This window comes from Methanobacterium formicicum DSM 3637 (assembly GCF_000302455.1).
GTDB classification, from domain to species: domain Archaea; phylum Methanobacteriota; class Methanobacteria; order Methanobacteriales; family Methanobacteriaceae; genus Methanobacterium; species Methanobacterium formicicum_A.
On record NZ_AMPO01000002.1, the window covers coordinates 23,194 to 42,168 of the forward strand.

The window sequence follows — 18,975 nt, forward strand, 5'->3', positions numbered from 1 at the left end:
TCTAATTATCAAAAAATTCCAAAATACAATCAATTACATATTTTTGCTCTTCTTTTTCCAATTCTGGAAATATTGGTAATGATAAAACTTCTTGACAGGCCTTTTCACTATTTGCAAAATCTCCATCTTTATAATTTAAAGGGGAGAAACAAGGCTGTAGATGGAGTGGTAGGGGGTAATAAATGGCAGTACTAACCCCTTTATTTTCTAAAAATTGTTTTAAAGCATCCCTTTGAGAGTTTCCAATCCTTATTGTGTATTGATTAAAAACATGTTTTTGATTTTCAGGGGTGTAAGGTATTTTCAATCCTTCAACATTCATTAAAGATTTATTATAAAATTTGGCATTTTTTATCCTTTCATCTGTCCATTTGTCTAAGTAATCTAATTTAACATTTAGAATGGCTGCTTGGATAGCATCTAACCGGCTATTGTAACCGATAACATGGTGATAATATTTAGGTTTGGAACCATGCACTCTTAATGTTCGAATTTTATCTGCTAGTTCATCATCATTGGTGGTAATTACCCCTCCATCCCCAAAACCCCCAAGATTTTTTGAGGGGAAAAAACTAAAACATGTAGTTCCCATTGATCCTATTTTAGATCCATGGTAATTAGCGCCAATGGCTTGAGCTGCATCTTCTATTAAAGCCAAATTATTATCTTCTACTAATTCAATGATAGTTTCCATTTCTGAGGATAAACCAAAAAGGTGAACCGGTATGATTGCTTCAATATCCTTATTTTGCTTGAGAGTTTTCTCAATTTCATGGGGATTTATATTGTAAGTTTCTGAATCAATGTCGACAAACTGTGTAATTCCCCCTGCATTATGAATCGCGCCAGCAGTAGCAAAAAATGTGAAAGGAGATGTGATAACTTTTTTTGATATATCCTGTGCTCGCAATGATAATAAAAGTGCGTCAGTTCCACTGGCAACACCAATTGCATTCTTTGTGCCACAATATTTTGATATTCGATCTTCAAAATCTGCAACTATATCTCCCAATATAAAGCTTTGAGAATCTATGACTTCTTGAATTGAATAGTCTATTTTTGATTTGATTGTTTGATATTGTCTTTTAAGATCAAGTAGTGGCACATTCATTGTATTATCCTCACAATATCCATTGATTTTTCATATTTTTTCCCACAACTACAAGTTGCTAAGTTATGTGTGAATTTTAGTTTTAGGCCACATTCACAAATCCAACCTATTTTTTTGGCCGGATTTCCTACAACTATTGCATAGTTGGGAACATTCTTTGTTACAACTGCACCTGCACCAATAAGGGAATATTTGCCTATTTCATTACCACAGACAATGGTCGAATTAGCACCGATAGTTGCTCCTTTTTTGATTAAAGTTTTTTTAAATTCATTTTTACGTGATATGAAACTCCTAGGGTTAGTTACATTAGTGAGAACCATTGATGGACCTAAAAAAACATCGTCTTCCACTTCAACACCAGTATAAACTGAAACATTATTTTGTATTTTAACATTGTTTCCAATAATTACTTCAGGTCCTATCATAACATTTTGGCCAATGTTACAGCTTTCACCAATCTTAGCTCCAGCCATTACATGTGAGAAATGCCATATTTTGGTTTTTACACCAATTTCGCAGGGTAAATCTATTATGGAACTTGGATGTACGGAATAAGATTCACTTTGAATTCTTACATTTTCCCCTTGATTCTCTAATGATCTTTGGGATTTTTCTAAAACTTCAAGAACTCTTAATCCTTCTTTACCATCAGTTTCAGGGGATTTTCTTGATTTTATACAATTTAAGAAGTGTTTACATTCTTCTTTCAATGGTTCTTTTTTTTCAATTTTTATGATCTCTGCGTCTTTTTTGTGTGGTACTGGAATTCTATTAACCCATTCTATTTCATGAGGGTATATTGAAAGTTTTTCAGAAGAGACATCATCAAAAACAGCCATTTTTTTACTTCCAACCACCACTAATTTTTGTTCTTTATATGGATGGAGCCAGCTTACAAATATATGGGCTCTAACTGCACTGGAAAATTCCATCATGGTCATTGTAACATCGGGGATGTTTTTGTTTAGATAAGTACCCTGGTGACATGATATTTTTATGGGCATCTCATTTAGAAGCATAAGTATGATTGATATGTCATGAGGGGCAAAGCTCCATAAAATATTTTCTTCTGTTCTAAATTTCCCCAAATTCAGACGATTTGAATATATATATTGTATTTGACCTAATTCTCCGTGATTTATCATTTGCTTCAGTTTCTTTATTGCAGGATGATAATGGAGAATGTGTCCCACCATTAATATATTCTTATTTTCGCTTGCTATTTTAACAAGTTCTTTTCCTTCGTTGACATCAAGTGAAAGAGGCTTTTCAACAAAGACATCTTTCCCACATTTCAAAGCTTCTTTAACCATTTTGTAATGTAAAATTGCAGGGGTAGAAATAACAACTCCTTTTATCTCATTATCTTCGATAATATCTTGAAATGAAGTAGTTGTCTTAACTTCAGGATACTTTAATTTGTACTCATTTAGCATAACCTCATCCAAATCACAAATAGTTTTAAGGGCATTTAAGTCATGAAAATTTCTGACTAAATTTTTTCCCCAATAACCACTACCAACAACTGCAATTTTTGTTTTCATAAGCATAACCTTTATATTTTGAGTATTATGAATGATATGATCTTCATTAATCTGATATCTATAATTTGCTCTTTAATATGTTGATAATTCAAATTGCTATTGTAAATCTTCTTAACACTTTTAATATATAATCATATTCTTATTATTCACAAATAATGAGATTATAGATTCTAAATTGAAGATATTACTAACAATGAAAAACTAAATTGTTAGCCTTTCCTCCACATATTATCCAAGAAAATTATTTGAGTTTATAATTTTTTAACAATCTGAAACCAAAGATTTTGTATAGAAAAATTTTCCACTAGGTGTTTTTGGTATTTCTAAAACACAATTCCATTCAATATTGCAATTTTGACCCATTACCAATTTTATTTTTTCAATTATATTCTTTTTTGCAGTTTCATTCAATAAATCGGTTACAACTAAAATTTGCACATCTCTATAATCTCTTTGTATAAACTGAAATTGACTAATTGAACCTTGACTGCAATATAGGCCAATTAGGTGTATAAAATATTCTCCAGCAATTACAGTTCCATCTTCCAAGATGAAATGTTCAGTGATTCTACCATCAACTTTTTTTAGTGTTGGCAATACGCTTCCACATTTACATTTTTTAGGCCCTAAAGTTGCCATATCGCCATTTTGATATCTTAAAAGAGGCATAGAATAGTTAAAAAGATTTGTAATGATAACTTTTCCTGTTTTTGATGTTGAAACGGGTTTGTTGTTTTTATCAACAATTTCTATCAGATTAGGAGGAAGTATATGCATTAAACCTTCTTTACATTCACCTGCTAAATTACTTACTTCTCTAGAACCATAAAAATCAAATATTTTTGTTCCAAATGTTTCTTCTATTAATTTTCTCATTTCACTATTTAAGGTTTCTGCCGAACCTACAAGCACTTTAGGTGAGTAAATCTTGGTTTTTTTTCTTTGAATATGTTTACATAATTCATATAAAGAACCAGAATAACCTCTTATAATATCCGGTTTGTAAGAGTTTATTTTTTTAATATATTTATCCATGTCTTCAGTTGACATCTTATAACTGTTCAAAATAATTGTGTTAGTTATCCAATTAAACATTTTAGATTTTAATCCGATATTTCCTTTAAAAACATCTCTTTCAGATCCCCAAATAATTATCTTTTTTACATAGGGCTCCTCAATGTTCAAGATATTCTTATAATAATAGTAATTTGAGGCAGATGCATATTCAGAATAACGATAATCTTGAATAAATCTTATAGGTTCTCCGGTAGAACCTCCAGAATAGTTATAACGCCATTTTCTTTCATTATAGTCTTTAGAAATCAACTTTTTTTCATTATTTCTTATATTTTCTTTGTTGAGAATGGTTAAATTATTAAATTTATTTAAATCAACTTCTCTTCCGTTTGATAAGCTTATTTCATTAAAAATATTTTTGTAATAAGGAACATTATTATAAGAATGTAAAATTAAATTTTTAAGAGATTTGTCTCTAAATGTGATTAAGTCCTCTTGTGATTTAATATTATTAATCTCTTGGTATGTATTATCCGAAAAATTCCCTAAAGTGTTTTTCAACGTTTTGTAGATGAATGTTTTAACCATACAAATCTTTTTTTTATTTCAATTATTAAAATATTTCATTTAATAGCATAATTGATTTTCATCAATTAAAATTCAATATAATTATAATCAATTTTAATATTTATTATAAATTTTTTCAAGAATAGATAGCAACAATTCACGGTGAGATTCACATCTAATCAAGTTTAATTTTGTACTCACTGAATTTTTTGAAATAAAAACTTTAACAGGTATTATCTTTGAAAAAATCCCAATTAATAAATTTTTTGGTAAATAATTAAAAATCAAAATATTCTTTTCTTGAACAGCACAAAAATTATTCCACTCTTTTTCGTATTTAATTTGATCATTTAAATTTGATTTATAATTCTCTATTTTTTCAATAAAGATTTTTTTTTCTTTATCTTCAAGTATTTTAACACCCCCCTCTTCTATGGACTGACGATATGGAATAAGATTTAATGATTTTAATTTTTTGTTTTCTACATTAAAGTCCATAAGAACTGCGTAACCCTCGCACCAACCGGGTAATGGATTAATCTTGTCAAAAATAATATTTCCTAAGCTATAAATAATTGGTTTATCTTTATAGAATTCGTATGCCCCGGGAACATGAGGGTGATGACAAATAATTCCATCAACACCACAATCTATAAAATATTGGCAGACTTTTCTTAAACCCGGACGTGGATATTGGAAATATTCATTTCCGCCGTGTATTGTAACAAACACAAGATCAGAATCTTTCTGAGCTTTTTTAATTTGATAAGTAGTATCAATGGGATCTAATGGTGCAGCACCAGCAGTTAAATTGTTGGCAATACAGAATTCGTGTTCTGCAACAGCAACTATTGCTATTTTGATACCCTTTCTTTTGATAATAAGTGGTTTTTGTGCATCTTCAATATTCTTGCCAACACCAACATATTTCAAATTATATTTTTTGCATGATTTTATCGTTTCTAGAAGACCGCCCTCGCCATGATCATTTATATGGTTATTAGCCAAACCAATAACGTCGAATCCTGCTTGTGATAATGATTTTAAACACTTAGGATTGACTTTTATCACTGGACCACTTTTCAAAATAGGATTATTTACATTACACGCTGGTGCTTCTAAGTTTATGAATGATATGTCAGCTTTATTAATATCTTTAACAAGTTCTCCAAACACGTCTGAACCTTTCTTAATAACCATTTTTTCGAAACGTTTGATTGGGGCAAAATCACCACAAAATATCAATGAAACCATTTAATCACCTTATTGTATTTTTTAAGTTAACTCATCATATCCATTAATAAGGATTTGCATTACTTGGGATTATGAATTTTAGGGAATTCTTTTATTTAATAATTATAATTCTTAAACTTGTTAATGGATGTATAGTTTTCGGGTTTAGAATAAACTTTAACATAAAAATATCAACACCCAATAATTTTATAGTCCCATTGAATCGAAAATAATATTTAAATCAATCTTTAAAGTAAGTGTAGATGAATTTTAAAAAATAAAATTTGAATATATTATTTTGATTACAAAAATAAAAATTAGGTGCAGAAATGTATCAAAAAATATTAGAGAAGATTAAAAACAAGAAATCAACCATTTGTGTTGTGGGATTGGGCTATGTTGGCCTCCCAACAGCCATATTCTTTGCAGAAAATGGTTTTAATGTAATTGGGGTAGATGTTAATGAGAAGAAACTTAACATGATAAATAAGGGGATTTCACCTTTAGGGGAGCTGGGTTTAGATGAAAGGCTCCTTAAAGTTGTTCAAGATAAAAAATTGGTCGCTAAATCAAACCTCACAGGTGCTACTCGAAAATCTAATATTATTTTACTTATTGTACCAACACCAGTAACTTCATCCAAAGATCCTGACTTATCTTACATAATATCTGCTGGTAGAGATATTGTCAAAGGGCTGGATAGGGGCAAATTGGTTGTATTGGAATCAACTGTTTATCCGGGTGTAACTGAAGAAACTCTTCAACCTATTTTGGAATCTCAAGGACTTAAAGCGGGTGTAGATTTTGGGTTGGCATATTGTCCTGAACGTTACAATCCTGGAGATGATGCACATTCTCTTGAGAAAGTAGCTCGTGTAATTGGAGGTATAACTCCAGAATGGGCTGACATTACTCATAAACTTTATCAATTCATCATTGATGAAGAAATAACAGTTTTACGTAATATTAAAACTGCTGAAGCTGCTAAGGTTATTGAAAACACCCAGCGTGATTTGAATATTGCTTTGATGAATGAACTGGCCATGATCTTTGAAAAGATTGGTATTGATGTTATGGAAGTTATTGAAGGTGCCAGTACCAAATGGAACTTCAACGCTTACTACCCTGGTGGTGGAGTAGGTGGACATTGTCTACCCGTAGATCCTTATTACTTGGTTAAAAAGGCTAAAGAACTGGGATATCACTCTAAAGTTATAGCTGCGGGTCGCACTATCAATGATTACATGCCAAAGCATGTTTTTGGACTGGTAACTGATGCTCTTAATGATAATGAGCGACCAGTCAAAAATTCAAAAGTGGTTGTGTTAGGTTTATCCTATAAAGAGAATGTGGGTGATGCTCGTGAATCGCCATCTGCAGAGTTAATCCATGAACTCGAGCATAATCAAGCACAAATCACAATAGTGGACCCTTATATTCAAGAAACAGCAGTTTCCGGCATACTGGAAAGTGATGTATACACTGCACTAGAAGATGCTGATGCTATGGTGCTTATGACTGCTCACCATGAATTCAGGGATATCGACTTTGAAAAAGTAAAAAATCTAATGAAAATCCCCATTATCATTGATGCCCGGCGAATATATAACCCTGAGAAATTAAGAAAAATGGGATTCTATTACAGTGGAGTTGGAGCAGTAAACAACTCCCATTAATTCCTCATCAAATTTATTTTAAAATTTTAATATATACTTCTTAAAAATAGATTGGGGTATGAATTTTTTCGTGATTAGACATTATTGATGATTTTTTTATCACTTTTTTGTTGCAAAAAATTTGATAACATTCTCCAGATCCTTTTTGAAATCATTACTGGGACTGTATCCATGTGATGTTATTTTATCGATATCTGCCATGGAGTGTTTAACATCCCCTGATCGGGGGTCAGTGTATTCAGGGTTAACATCCACTTTTAATAGATCACCCATCATACCAGTTAGTTCATTAAGTGTGGTTCTTCTGCCGCATGCTACATTGTAAACTCCCTGCATATTTGTTTCACATGCTAGGATATTTGCCTGAACCACATTCTTCACGTAAGTGAAATCCCGGCTCTGCTCCCCGTCACCAAATATAACCGGGGATTCTCCATTCATAATCGCTGTTATAAATTTGGGAATGACTGCTGCGTAGTGGGAGTTAGGATCCTGCCTTGGTCCAAATACATTGAAGTAGCGCAGACAGACTGTATTCAATCCATAAATATCTTTGAAATTTTGGCAGTACAACTCACCAGTGGCTTTAGTAGTAGCATAAGGAGATTTGGGATTTAGTGGCATGGTTTCAACCTTTGGCAGTACTGGTGTGTCTCCATACACTGATGATGAAGATGCACAAACCACCTTCTTCACATCACAATCACGGGCTGCTATAAGAACCTTCAGGGTCCCTGTAACGTTTGCTTCATTGGACCTTAATGGATCCCGCACACTCCTAGGAACACTGGGTAATGCTGCTTGGTGTAGTACATAATCTGCGCCCTCAAAGATTTCATGAAGATCAATGGCTGTTATGTCTCCCATTATTAAGCTTATTTGGTCAAGATCGAAGTTTTCAATATTTTTATGTTTTCCTGTGGCCTCGTTATCCACTATGAAAACCTGATTATCCGGGTATAATTCTTCCACTATGTGGGATCCTATAAATCCCAGTCCACCAGTTACTACCACTTTTTTGTTTTTAATAATACCAATCTCCGCTTTAATAAAATTTTAGTCAGTTTAAAACTTTTTAAATCTTCTTTCATTAAATTTATCGTTTATATTGTATTTATTAACTCAAAAAATGTTCAATATATCCAGAACTATGAGTTTAGTTTAATATGTATTGTAATTTATTTAATTAAATTCTTTTTTTGTATCGATAATTCTATTCTATTATTAGGGTATTGTTGTTCTTATCTGGTTGTTCTTATCTGGGACACATTTTCTTGGATAGAGTAAGTTGTAAGTCTAAAAATAAGTAGTAAATCTTAAGGGGTTTTTTAATTTTTTCCTCAAGCTTCAATTTGAGTATTCACATACCTAAAAATTGAATCAATGGATATAATAACACATTAAAAGTTCAAAAACCCTCTAATTCCACAAGTGTCATGATTTAAAGTCACATATTTATAATACTACCGACAAATTGTCATGGTAAATCTATTTATTAAATGGGAGGCTTTATTTGGAGAATCTAATCAACAGGGGACAGTTAAAAAAAGAATTATACACGTTCTTAGCCATCACTTTTATAGCAACCTATCTTCTTCAGTTTTATATTTATCATATTGCTGGTTACATACCCTCTCCACCATCACAGGTGTGGAGTACCACCCTGGCATTGAGCATGTTCATACCTGCAACCAGTGCCATTATTTGCATGATCTACTTTAAATCCCGGGCACTCACCAGAGAAGTTAAAATAGTATTCACATTTTTCATCCTTTACGCAGTTCTATTTGCCTATGAAAACTACTGCGGACCAGTTATGGGGAGTGTGATGAATTTACCTGCTCTTTCAACCATCATTGCAGTTGTTGGAATGATAACCGTAATCGTGCTGAACCTGAAAAAGAAGACTCGGGAAGGTCTGTCTGCTTCAAAACTATCCTTCGGTTGCAATCGTAAATACTACCTTATTTTGCCATTGATCATTTTAGGTATACTTATCCTTGAATCGGTTATTCTCTTTTTAACTGGATCTGGTTTGCCTTTGGATGATTTTAACATTTATGAGTTTTTAATAACACTGGCATCCTACTTTGTCATTTATTTCTTTGCAGCATGGACCTTATATTTCGGGGAAGAATTTGGATGGCGGGTGTACCTTCAGGACAGGTTATTCCCACTTCTAGGTGGATATAAAGGTGTTCTGGTGCTGGGAATTATATGGGGCATCTGGCATTATCCCATGAATGCCATGGGATACAACTTCCCCGGACAACCCATTCTGGGCAATGCCCTTATGACATTATTCACCATCATCTTTGGCATTATCTTAAGCTACGCAGTGCTGAAGACAGGGAGTGTTTGGATAGCTGTCATAATGCACCTGATCAATAATAAACTGGCAGCTGTTGTTGCAGTATACATTGCCTATTCCACTGATGCCCTGCTGGTTAATACCCTGAGCTGTGTGCTTCTGGGAATATTTGCACTGGTGCTTTTAAGATCTAAAGTGTGGAGGAAAGCTGGAAACCTTCCAGAAACCCCCTGAAAATCCAACAATACTCCAGTATTTTAACATTATTTTTTTAAAAGGGGACACTAGTTTTTTTAAAAAAGAGAACATTATTTTAAAGGGACATAGATTAAAGAAATCACGGAGTGATGCACATTTCCAAACAGAAATCACATGTAAAATCCAAGGTATCCCATTACACTAAAATAACCTTACTGGGAATAATTTTCATATTAATCGGGGTCTCAGGAATTATTCTCTTTATCCGGACCCTGGAATTACTCCAGGTATCCATACTGGCCTTACTGGCCATTGCAGGAGTGATCATATCTGAATATGGATGGTCTAAACGCAAGATTTGGAGTAAAGGGGCTAGGGGTGAGAAGATAGTGGCCCAAAAACTTAAAAAATTACCCAAAAAGTACACTGCTATTCGGGATGTTAAAATACCAAACATGGGTGGTGACATTGACCACGTGGTGGTGGGACCCACTGGGATCTACGTTATTGAAACCAAAAACTACAAACCCACCTACATCCCTGATGAGGACTGCTGGTACCATACATCCGGCAGAGTATCCGATTTAAACCCGGCAAAGCAGGTGAAATTACAGGTCTCAAAGTTGAATAGTTATCTTGAACCCAAAATGAGAAAAAAATCAGGTAAAGCAGTTATTTTCCCAGTAATATCTCCAATAAACCATAATTTAATCTTAAAAAATAAAATAAAGTCTTATGAAATCATTTACCCTGAGAAACTGGTTCATCACATATCCCACCGGCGGAAAATTCTCAATTCCAGTGAGGTTAAGGAGATAATTAATATCTTAGCTGAGTATGGTAGTATAAATTAGATAGGTTAATATAAATTATATCTGGTGGTATAAGTTAGGTAGGGCCTGTAAGATCTTTAAGTATATCTTTTTATGTATAAAAGGACATAACATTTATTCATGAAATACACTATAATCCTTGAAAAAGAAGAAGAAGGAGGTTACTCCGCTCAATGCTTGGAACTTCCAGGGGCAATAAGTCAGGGAGAGTCTAAGGAAGAAGCCATTGAAAATATAAAAGTGGCTATTGAACTTGTGTTAGAAACACTTGATCTGGAAACTAAAAGGTTAAGTAAAGTCAACGAGATCTCCAGGGTGGAATTGAGTGTCTAAGAAGCTGCCCACAGTTTCTGGTAGGCAAACCGTTAAAGCATTGGTAAAATTAGGATTTACAGTTAGAACTGGTAAAGGGGACCATGTTGTTTTGCAAAAGGATCATCGTGTATTCTCGGTTCCTTTACATAAAACTCTTAAGAAAGGAACCTTGCGGAAAATACTTAAAATAGCTGATGTAACTGTTGAAGATTTTAATGAAATGTTGTGATTTACTTATTCATCTCAATTTGCTAAAATATTATTTTTATCTTGAGAATATTTTTTTTTAACTTTTTCATGACTGATGGAGAAATTATTTAGTGGATAATGAAATAACCTAAATTTTTCCCAGATTTTAAATTATTGGGCTGCATTTTAATCAAAAAGACTTATCCGGAAACAGTCTAATGTATGAACAGTCTAATGTATGAACAGTCTAATGTATGAATAGTCTAATGTATGAACAGTCTAATGTATGAACAGTCTAATGTATGAACAGTCTAATGTATGAACAGTCTAATGTATGAACAGTCTAATGTATGAACAGTCTAATGTATGAATAAAAGGTCATCATAGAAAACATAGCGATCATAGAAAATTTCTATGTTTACTATGAATCATAATGTTCATATGATACACTTAGAAAAATAGAAGGAAAAAAGATCATCATTCTCTTTGAAAATCTTATTCAAACCCTGTTTTCTTTTTTGTTAAAATATTCCAGCTGGTCATTAATAACATCACTGAGACTGCACTCGATCTTCCCACCAATCTTCTGGATCTTACGGTTATCACACAGTACCAGTGGAATCTCGGCTGGTCTGAACCTATCTGGATTAAATTCAATATTAATTGGTCTTGAGTCGGTGGTGACTTTAATACCCTTATCCTGGATGGTGTATTCCAGCTGGTCTTCCAGGATCATCTGGTCCACCCTGGTTTTATCGAATTTTACTCCGAAAAGGGGATCGTTATTCAATTGGGCAGGATTATCAATTGTTTTATCTGCATCACCATTAAGGGTTTCAATCCGGTTTACGTTCCATCCTGCCTTCTCCAGTCCTAGTAATATGTAACTTAAGACCGAGTTGCATCGCATGGATCCCTGGTTGTAAACCTCACAGCTCTGGCCCCGGTCTGCCAGCACCTGGTATCCATGGATAATATCAGTTACATGGGACCAGTCCCGGCAGGCATTCAGGTTTCCAATAGTTATCCCGTCTGTTTCCTCGTATTTTATATGGAAAGATAACATGAACTGGACACCTCTGGATGAGAAACAGATGAACTTTTGGTGTGTATCTGGAGTAAATGGTGTATTAAATACCTTATAATCTTAGTGAACTTAAAGTAACTTGTGTAAATAAATACACTTAATTAATGAGTGTACTTGAAGTAACTTGTGTAAATAGATACACTCAATCAGAGAATAGTGAATTGGTATTCAGTTCCAAGTAGATAAAATAAATATGATTGATTATCCTTAACAAAAATTATTTACGCGTGTTAATTACTTGATTAAAATATATTTTTTGGGATGACCTCGTTGAATATTTATTAAACGAGTTTTAAAATATTTTATTCTGTGGGTTTAGTTTTAACATTGTCTTGTCCTCTGCTTGTCAGGTATCCTCCAAGAGCAGCTAAATATATGATGATGGGATATGCGACGAATCTTTCATTGCCTCCAATACCTAGATATGCAATGAATGGATTAGCATCTCCAGAACCCAGGATAATTAGTAGTAGGACAAGTATAAAAGACATTAAACCCATTACTAAGGATACTATAATCATAGGGATATTCAAGTTTAGTCTGTAGCTGAATAGGGTTGCAAGACTTCCAAAGAGGAATGTTACCAGGGCAAAGAGTAAGTGTGTATTTCCAGTGTATTGTGGGAATAATCCAACGCCTATGGCACCTGCTGAAGAAATAGCAAGACAAACTGAGAAAATACGGGAACCGCCACTTTTGAGGATTAAATAGACTGTTGCAAGGCCTAAAATTCCGAAAAGTATAACGCTAACGTTAAAGATGATGGCTGATGGTTCTACTAGGGGTATGGATCCTCCAAGTGTGCTTAATGTGTTGTTTGCAATACTATACCCTGGAAACTGTGTTTCCGCTAGGTTAACTGCTAAAAGATACTGTAAAGCGCTTATGAATAATATAATTCCTGCAATTTTATAATATCCTGTTTCTTGTTTGTTTTCATTTTGAACATTCATAAACCTCACCTTAAACCTACTCCTTTTGACATATTAACGGATAATTTTCAGATATAATAAGTTGTTTCGTTGAAGTCATCCAAAGAATATATCTGTTAAATAACCCATATAAACCTGTTTTATTTAACAATGTGTAAATTTACTGGGTGGTGCTGCTTTTCATGGCTTTGAGGAATATAGTATTGATTTAGAAACTGTTTAAACTGTTTTAATCAGGAAAATTGTGCTGTTAAAGACAGAGTAAGATTTTTAACTGATTATAGGAATTTTTCATCAAAATAAATCTGGATAACTATTATTTTCATAGTTCCTCAGAAAGAATTAGCACAACAATAACAAAGAAAAAAGGATAATAAAAGAGGGGTAGAAATAATCATGGAAAAATAACTTTAAATCATTTAAACTCACCATTAATGAGTTCAACCAGATAATCTCCATAATCCGTCTTCTTAAGAGTTTCAGCCAGTTCCAGAACAGTTTCTGCATCGATCCATCCATTGTTGTAGGCAATCTCTTCCAGACAGGCTACGAAGAAGCCCTGTCTTTTTTGCAGTGCTTCAATGTAGTTACTGGCTTCCAGGAGTCCGTCATGGGTTCCGGTGTCCAGCCAAGCCATTCCCCTTCCTAGTAATTCCACTTTTAACTGTTTCCGTTTAAGGTATTCCTCGTTAACTGAGGTGATCTCCAGCTCTCCCCTATCGGATGGTTTTACGTTTTTAGCTATGTCCACCACGCTGTTATCGTAGAAGTAGAGTCCTGGTATGGCGTAGTTGGACTTGGGATGCGCGGGTTTTTCTTCCAGGGAGATCACGTTACCCTCTTCATCAAATTCAACCACTCCAAAAGCCTTGGGATCCCGTACGTAGTAGCCGAAGATGGTTGCCCCTTTTTCCATGGATGCTGCCCTTTCCAGTATTTCACTGAACCGGTGACCATGGAAAATGTTATCACCCAGTACCAGGGCCACGTTATCATCGCCGATGAATTCTTCACCTACTATGAATGCTTCTGCTAGTCCCCTTGGTTTTTCCTGAACAGCGTAGGAGAAACTGACTCCCAGCTGGCTGCCATCACCCAGGAGATCCTGATATTGGGGAAGGTCCCTTGGTGTGGATATGATCAGTATATCCCTTATACCGGCCAGCATGAGCACTGACAGGGGGTAATAGATCATGGGTTTATCGTAGATTGCCAGTAACTGCTTGGAAACTGCCTTGGTTATGGGATAGAGTCGGGTGCCAGAACCTCCGGCCAGGATAATTCCTTTCATAATCTTGAACCTCTTTAAATCTTCATCAAATAACTCTTTAAATCAAATAACTCTTTAATATTCTTTCTTCAAGATAACTCTTCAACCTTATTCATCAACCAGTTTTCTATCAGAAAAATGATCTTAATACATCTATCATTAAATTTTATTCATTATCATTTCTAGTTTATAATATTTATTTAATTTTGTTAAACTGGTACAGGAAGTTTTATATTTTTAGGGAATTATCTTCAGGCTTCATTTGACAAATTTTATTAAATATCATATATTAAAATAGTATAAGTGATTGTGATGGTTGATGTCGTTAATAAAATAAGGATCCTGGAAGAACTGGCAAAACTTGGAGGGGAAGATGAAGTATTCATCCTCACAATTGATAAGTTAACCCGTTATAAAATGGATAAACTTGATGAGGATCTTAAGGAAATTGAAGCCCAAATGAGATCATTTGAGGAAGAATATGGTCTGGATTCTGATGAATTCATATTGAAATTTGATAAAGGTGAGACTGAGGATAATATTGACTTTATGGAGTGGGCTTCCCTTTATGATATGAAGAAGAGGATCCACAATAGGCTCATGCTCCTTGAGGGTGCCTAGATTGATTCAGAGTTACTTTTCATCAGTTAAAACCGCACTAATACTCTCAACTGCCATTAAACATTATCATATAACTCGAGAGATGGTAAAAGATCTTGAGGGTTACCTGCGTATCCAGGCATCCCTGGTGGATAACGGTCAGATGGATATTTTTATTTATGTCACTTCCAATTTGAAAATAACTCTTGAAAAGTACAGTTTTCACTGGCAGGATAAGGATAAAAAGTTAGTCATGCGCTGGGATAATGCACCTCATCATAGGGAATTGGAAAACTTTCCCCACCATCTGCACCTGGAAGGAGAAACCCGACCTTCGACAGAACCTCATTTTATGGATGTACTTAGAGAATTAGAAAGAAGATTAAAATAAATTCATCAATAATTGTGTTAATTAGGTTTTTTTGCATTACCATTTTGTTAAAATTACCATTTTCAGTTAAATTTGTTAATTTTTTGTTCCGATTTTTAATTTTAGATTATAATTTTAGATTGATTATAATTTTAGAGAATAAAATCACAGGATTTTTAATATTTCCCGTATATTTTCCTGTTGTTTTTGGCCTATCCATAGTATGAAAAATAAATTATTATCAATATCCGAAAACTTTAATATAGTATAATTTAAATGATACCATGTAATAACAAATAATGAAATAATTGCTATTTGCAATGTTACTCAAATAATACTAATCCCTGGGGTGTATTGGTGGTAGAAAAAGTTAAAACTGGCTGGATGGCTCTTTTTGTTATTTCTTTATCCTTGTTCATAATAGGTCTGGACAGTACCTTCATGAACGTGGCCATGATGTACCTGGTGAAGGACTTAAACACCACCCTGGGAAATGTGCAGTCCATAATAGCAGTTTACACTCTGGTTATGGGTTGTTTCGTCCTGTTCGGGGCTAAACTACAGGATGTAATTGGTAGGAAAAGAACATTCCTGACCGGGGCCATTATCTATGGAGTCGGAACCATAATCGCCGCAACCAGTATGAACAGTGGCATGTTACTACTGGGCTGGTCAGTGATTGAAGGATTCGGAGCAGCATTGATGCTGCCAGCCACATCAGCAATAGTCACCTCCACCTACTCTGGAACCAAACGAACCTTTGCCCTGGGATTCACCGCTACCATCTTCACGGTCTCAGTAGCGATTGGTCCATTACTGGGTGGTTTTTTAACCACATTCTACTCATGGAGATGGGGCTTCGGATTAGAAGCCATAATTGTCCTCCTCATTCTCCTGCTCTCTAAGAGCCTGGTTGAATCAGAACACCCACTTAAGTTTTCTGACATAAACCTTAAAGGGGCCATACTCTCTGCAGCGGGAATTTTAATAATTATCATCGGTGTCCTGCAGTTAAACACACCTTCGTCATGGCTTAACTACTCCGGGACCATCATTAATCCTGCAGGGTTTGCAGTGGCCATGGGCATGATCCTCATTGGAATTATTCTCCTGGTTATATTCTACTTCTACCAGAGAAGACTGATCCGGCAGGATAAAAAACCATTCATGAACATCAATATTCTTAAAACACGTCCCTTCACTCTGGGTATTATATCAGTGGCCATTATGTCCCTGATCATGGCGGGAGTGTTCTACATTGTACCACTTTATGTGCAGACCAGATGGGCAACCACTGCCCTTATGACTGGTGTGATACTCCTGGCAGCTCCATTGGGGAGTCTGATATTCTCACTCAGCGCCAACAAACTAACCGGCTACCTGAAACATAACCACCTGGTGTCAGTAGGGTTTGTTGTTTCCATGGTTGCGGTTTTAATGCTGTATCTTTCATTCCTGAATTATGTGAATTTAACCATGTACGACCTTATTCCCGGTCTTTTCATTTTAGGGGCAGGCCTGGGGTTAGCCCTTCCTAATCTTAACAACATTGTTCTCTCCAGTTTAAAGGAAACCCAATATGCAGATGGTTCTGGAATACTCAGTACCTTCAATAATGTGGGTTCATCTGTTGGAACAGTTGTGATTGGACTTATTTTCTTCATAGCCGTGTACTTCAGTGTTGCCAGTTCACTTCCAGTTGAATATCCTCAGTATCAGAACCAGCAGGCTTTAAACCATGACATCTACTCATGGATCGATCAGGTGATACACCCCAATATGGCCAAGATGGAAAATGACTCTAACCTTCTCACTTTAACCTTAAAATCTTCAGCTCAGGGAATGCAATTAGCATTCCTATCCTCAGCAATCTTACTGCTGGTAGGGTTCCTTTTATCTCTGTTTATTAAACCTCCCCCTATGGAATGATTAAATTTTATAGGGGTGATTTAAGAAATTTGCCATTTATGTGGATTTAAACCCTTGGAATTACAAATGGATGAATTAAGGAATTGATTAATTTTTTATTGGTAAATTACCAAGTAACTGCATATCAAGGTATTGACTTGAGGATAGAACCCTCTTATTTGGTGAGGTTAATTCTTTTTGGTGATAAGGAAAACCCTTTTTGGTGGGTATATGACTTTATCAAAAATCGCTTTATCATCAACCCAAAAAAAGTTAAAGATGAAACTGTAACCATTAAACCATAAAAACATGAAAGAAATAATGGATTATTTGGAGTTATTATTATGAAGCGAGATTCAGAGCGGGAAGAACTTCAAAGAAAACTTCAAAAAACTGAAGAAAGGTTGGCTAAAACCCAGTCCGACCTTAATTACCTGGAATCCATTGTAAAACACACTGAAGATGCTATTGTGGCACTGGGTCTGGACGGGACCATATTAACCTGGAATCCTGCTGCAGAGACTATATATGGTTACACACCACGTGAAGCAGTGGGTAACAGTGTTTCCATGGTAATACCACCCTACAACAGTGATGAAATATCTTTAATCCTGGCCTGGATTAAAAGTGGTGAAAGGGTAACTCATTACGATACCCTCCGTCGCAGGAAGGATGGATCCATTATTAACGTCTCTATCAGTGTTTCCCCGATTAAGGATGAAAATGGGGAGGTAATAGGAGCATCCAGCATAGCCAGGGATACCAGTACCAGTAAAAGAATGGAACTGCAACTCCAGGAAAGCGAGGAGAAATTCAGGGAAGTGTTCAACAATGCCAACGATGCTATTTTTCTCCATGAAATTAAAAATGATGGAACACTTGGAAAATTCCTGGAAGTTAACGATGTAGCCTGCCAGCGCCTGGGATACACCAGGGAAGAACTGCTACAGATGACTACCTGCGATATTGACTCCGAAGAAACCACTAAAACACAGGGACCCTGCGTGGAAAGGCTTTTAAAGGAGGGTAATGCTACCTTTGAGGCAGTTAACCTGACCTGTGATGGGAAAGAAATACCAGTGGAGGTCAATGCCCATATCTTCAACCTTCGTGGTGAAAGGATGGTTCTTTCCATTTTAAGGGACATGACCCGTAGGAAAGAGTATGAAACCCAACTACGAAAGTCCTTAAATGAAAAGGAACTCCTGCTTAAGGAGATCCACCACAGGGTGAAAAACAACCTCATGGTCATCAGCAGCCTCCTGAACCTTCAATCAAAATATATTAAGGATAAAGCAGCCCTGGAAGTATTCCGGGAAAGTCAGAGAAGGGCACGGTCCATGGCACTCATCCACACCATGTTATACCAGTCCACTGACCTGAAGTGTATTAACTTCGGGGACTACATCACCAAGCTAACCCTGGAACTTTTCCGAACCTATGTAACCAGTGATAACATCCACCTCAACCTGGATGTGGGAAATGTACCCTTGGATATAAACACTGCAGTACCCCTTGGCCTCATTGTTAATGAACTGGTCTCAAACAGCCTTAAACATGCCTTTCCCGCAGGGGAAGAGGGTGATGTGACTGTCAGATTCCATAAAGATGGGGATAACTACACCTTCCAGGTGGCAGACACTGGTAAGGGATTTCCCGATGATCTGGATTTTAAGAAGACCAACTCCTTGGGAATGCGTCTGGTGAACACACTCACCCACCAGGTTAACGGAGAAATAGAATTAAACACCACACGGGGCACATGCTTCACCATCAAATTCTCTGAAGAAGAATACGGATCCTGATTAAGA

The 18,975-nt window shown here is 35.4% G+C and carries 17 protein-coding genes; 9 read left to right on the plus strand and 8 right to left on the minus strand.

The window, feature by feature from the left end; genetic code table 11:
* Position 1: 1 nt before the first annotated feature.
* The 4 genes from A994_RS02785 to A994_RS12815 form a co-directional block, all read right to left on the minus strand.
* Complete coding sequence (locus A994_RS02785) at positions 2 to 1,111, minus strand: DegT/DnrJ/EryC1/StrS family aminotransferase (protein WP_004029749.1); 1,110 nt, start codon at positions 1,109 to 1,111, stop codon at positions 2 to 4.
* Complete coding sequence (locus A994_RS02790; protein ID WP_004029750.1) at positions 1,108 to 2,658, minus strand: Gfo/Idh/MocA family oxidoreductase; 1,551 nt, start codon at positions 2,656 to 2,658, stop codon at positions 1,108 to 1,110. The genes A994_RS02785 and A994_RS02790 overlap by 4 nt, the downstream gene beginning before the upstream one ends.
* Before the next feature lie 261 nt (positions 2,659 to 2,919).
* A complete protein-coding gene (locus tag A994_RS02795; RefSeq protein WP_004029752.1) occupies positions 2,920 to 4,263 on the minus strand; it encodes a phenylacetate--CoA ligase family protein in 1,344 nt (447 codons plus the stop codon).
* A gap of 93 nt (positions 4,264 to 4,356) precedes the next feature.
* A complete protein-coding gene (locus A994_RS12815; protein WP_004029754.1) occupies positions 4,357 to 5,496 on the minus strand; it encodes a CapA family protein in 1,140 nt (379 codons plus the stop codon).
* A 308-nt stretch (positions 5,497 to 5,804) separates the two neighbouring features.
* Between A994_RS12815 and A994_RS02805 the strand changes: the two genes are divergently transcribed.
* Positions 5,805 to 7,151, plus strand: coding sequence for a nucleotide sugar dehydrogenase (locus A994_RS02805; protein ID WP_004029755.1), 1,347 nt, complete (start codon positions 5,805 to 5,807; stop codon positions 7,149 to 7,151).
* A 99-nt stretch (positions 7,152 to 7,250) separates the two neighbouring features.
* Here the strand turns inward: A994_RS02805 and A994_RS02810 are convergent, their stop codons facing one another.
* Positions 7,251 to 8,165, minus strand: coding sequence for an SDR family oxidoreductase (locus A994_RS02810; RefSeq protein WP_004029756.1), 915 nt, complete (start codon positions 8,163 to 8,165; stop codon positions 7,251 to 7,253).
* A 499-nt stretch (positions 8,166 to 8,664) separates the two neighbouring features.
* Here A994_RS02810 and A994_RS02815 point away from each other — a divergent pair, with 499 nt between their 5' ends.
* The 4 genes from A994_RS02815 to A994_RS02830 all read left to right on the plus strand — a co-directional run bounded on the left by A994_RS02815 (position 8,665) and on the right by A994_RS02830 (position 11,037).
* Positions 8,665 to 9,696: a CPBP family intramembrane glutamic endopeptidase gene (locus tag A994_RS02815; RefSeq protein WP_004029757.1), complete on the plus strand. Its 1,032-nt coding sequence runs from the start codon at positions 8,665 to 8,667 to the stop codon at positions 9,694 to 9,696.
* Positions 9,697 to 9,809: 113 nt separating this feature from the next.
* Complete coding sequence (locus A994_RS02820) at positions 9,810 to 10,514, plus strand: nuclease-related domain-containing protein (RefSeq protein ID WP_004029758.1); 705 nt, start codon at positions 9,810 to 9,812, stop codon at positions 10,512 to 10,514.
* A 99-nt stretch (positions 10,515 to 10,613) separates the two neighbouring features.
* Positions 10,614 to 10,826 (plus strand): type II toxin-antitoxin system HicB family antitoxin, encoded by a 213-nt coding sequence (locus tag A994_RS02825; RefSeq protein WP_004029759.1) that lies wholly within the window; start codon positions 10,614 to 10,616, stop codon positions 10,824 to 10,826.
* Positions 10,819 to 11,037 carry a type II toxin-antitoxin system HicA family toxin gene (locus tag A994_RS02830; RefSeq protein WP_004029760.1) on the plus strand — a complete coding sequence of 73 codons (219 nt, stop codon included), beginning with the start codon at positions 10,819 to 10,821 and terminating at the stop codon, positions 11,035 to 11,037. The genes A994_RS02825 and A994_RS02830 overlap by 8 nt, the downstream gene beginning before the upstream one ends.
* A 459-nt stretch (positions 11,038 to 11,496) precedes the next feature.
* Here the strand turns inward: A994_RS02830 and A994_RS02835 are convergent, their stop codons facing one another.
* The 3 genes from A994_RS02835 to rfbA all read right to left on the minus strand — a co-directional run bounded on the left by A994_RS02835 (position 11,497) and on the right by rfbA (position 14,307).
* The gene (locus tag A994_RS02835) at positions 11,497 to 12,063 is read right to left on the minus strand and encodes a Rossmann-fold NAD(P)-binding domain-containing protein (protein ID WP_004029761.1); all 567 of its coding nucleotides are present in this window, start codon (positions 12,061 to 12,063) and stop codon (positions 11,497 to 11,499) included.
* Positions 12,064 to 12,386: 323 nt separating this feature from the next.
* Positions 12,387 to 13,037 carry a DUF998 domain-containing protein gene (locus A994_RS02840; RefSeq protein WP_004029762.1) on the minus strand — a complete coding sequence of 217 codons (651 nt, stop codon included), beginning with the start codon at positions 13,035 to 13,037 and terminating at the stop codon, positions 12,387 to 12,389.
* Between the two features lie 394 nt (positions 13,038 to 13,431).
* On the minus strand, positions 13,432 to 14,307 hold the full coding sequence (rfbA, locus tag A994_RS02845; RefSeq protein ID WP_004029763.1) for a glucose-1-phosphate thymidylyltransferase RfbA: 876 nt from the start codon (positions 14,305 to 14,307) through the stop codon (positions 13,432 to 13,434).
* A 291-nt stretch (positions 14,308 to 14,598) separates the two neighbouring features.
* Between rfbA and A994_RS02850 the strand changes: the two genes are divergently transcribed.
* The 4 genes from A994_RS02850 to A994_RS02870 all read left to right on the plus strand — a co-directional run bounded on the left by A994_RS02850 (position 14,599) and on the right by A994_RS02870 (position 18,969).
* Positions 14,599 to 14,907 (plus strand): hypothetical protein, encoded by a 309-nt coding sequence (locus tag A994_RS02850; protein WP_004029764.1) that lies wholly within the window; start codon positions 14,599 to 14,601, stop codon positions 14,905 to 14,907.
* Positions 14,900 to 15,277: a toxin-antitoxin system TumE family protein gene (locus tag A994_RS02855; RefSeq protein ID WP_192812692.1), complete on the plus strand. Its 378-nt coding sequence runs from the start codon at positions 14,900 to 14,902 to the stop codon at positions 15,275 to 15,277. The genes A994_RS02850 and A994_RS02855 overlap by 8 nt, the downstream gene beginning before the upstream one ends.
* A gap of 336 nt (positions 15,278 to 15,613) precedes the next feature.
* On the plus strand, positions 15,614 to 17,185 hold the full coding sequence (locus A994_RS02860; RefSeq protein ID WP_004029766.1) for an MFS transporter: 1,572 nt from the start codon (positions 15,614 to 15,616) through the stop codon (positions 17,183 to 17,185).
* 323 nt (positions 17,186 to 17,508) lie between these two features.
* Positions 17,509 to 18,969, plus strand: coding sequence for a sensor histidine kinase (locus A994_RS02870; RefSeq protein WP_004029768.1), 1,461 nt, complete (start codon positions 17,509 to 17,511; stop codon positions 18,967 to 18,969).
* The last annotated feature ends 6 nt before the right edge of the window (positions 18,970 to 18,975 follow it).

What these genes read in the sequence shown, in the direction of transcription:
- A994_RS02870 (WP_004029768.1), top strand. Translation starts at nt 17,509, where the DNA reads ATGAAGCGAGATTCAGAGCGGGAAGAACTTCAAAGAAAACTTCAAAAA.
- rfbA (WP_004029763.1), bottom strand. Translation starts at nt 14,307, where the DNA reads ATGAAAGGAATTATCCTGGCCGGAGGTTCTGGCACCCGACTCTATCCC.
- A994_RS02790 (WP_004029750.1), bottom strand. Translation starts at nt 2,658, where the DNA reads ATGAAAACAAAAATTGCAGTTGTTGGTAGTGGTTATTGGGGAAAAAAT.
- A994_RS02825 (WP_004029759.1), top strand. Translation starts at nt 10,614, where the DNA reads ATGAAATACACTATAATCCTTGAAAAAGAAGAAGAAGGAGGTTACTCC.
- A994_RS02795 (WP_004029752.1), bottom strand. Translation starts at nt 4,263, where the DNA reads ATGGTTAAAACATTCATCTACAAAACGTTGAAAAACACTTTAGGGAAT.
- A994_RS12815 (WP_004029754.1), bottom strand. Translation starts at nt 5,496, where the DNA reads ATGGTTTCATTGATATTTTGTGGTGATTTTGCCCCAATCAAACGTTTC.
- A994_RS02785 (WP_004029749.1), bottom strand. Translation starts at nt 1,111, where the DNA reads ATGAATGTGCCACTACTTGATCTTAAAAGACAATATCAAACAATCAAA.
- A994_RS02805 (WP_004029755.1), top strand. Translation starts at nt 5,805, where the DNA reads ATGTATCAAAAAATATTAGAGAAGATTAAAAACAAGAAATCAACCATT.
- A994_RS02835 (WP_004029761.1), bottom strand. Translation starts at nt 12,063, where the DNA reads ATGTTATCTTTCCATATAAAATACGAGGAAACAGACGGGATAACTATT.
- A994_RS02840 (WP_004029762.1), bottom strand. Translation starts at nt 13,037, where the DNA reads ATGAATGTTCAAAATGAAAACAAACAAGAAACAGGATATTATAAAATT.
- A994_RS02820 (WP_004029758.1), top strand. Translation starts at nt 9,810, where the DNA reads ATGCACATTTCCAAACAGAAATCACATGTAAAATCCAAGGTATCCCAT.
- A994_RS02850 (WP_004029764.1), top strand. Translation starts at nt 14,599, where the DNA reads ATGGTTGATGTCGTTAATAAAATAAGGATCCTGGAAGAACTGGCAAAA.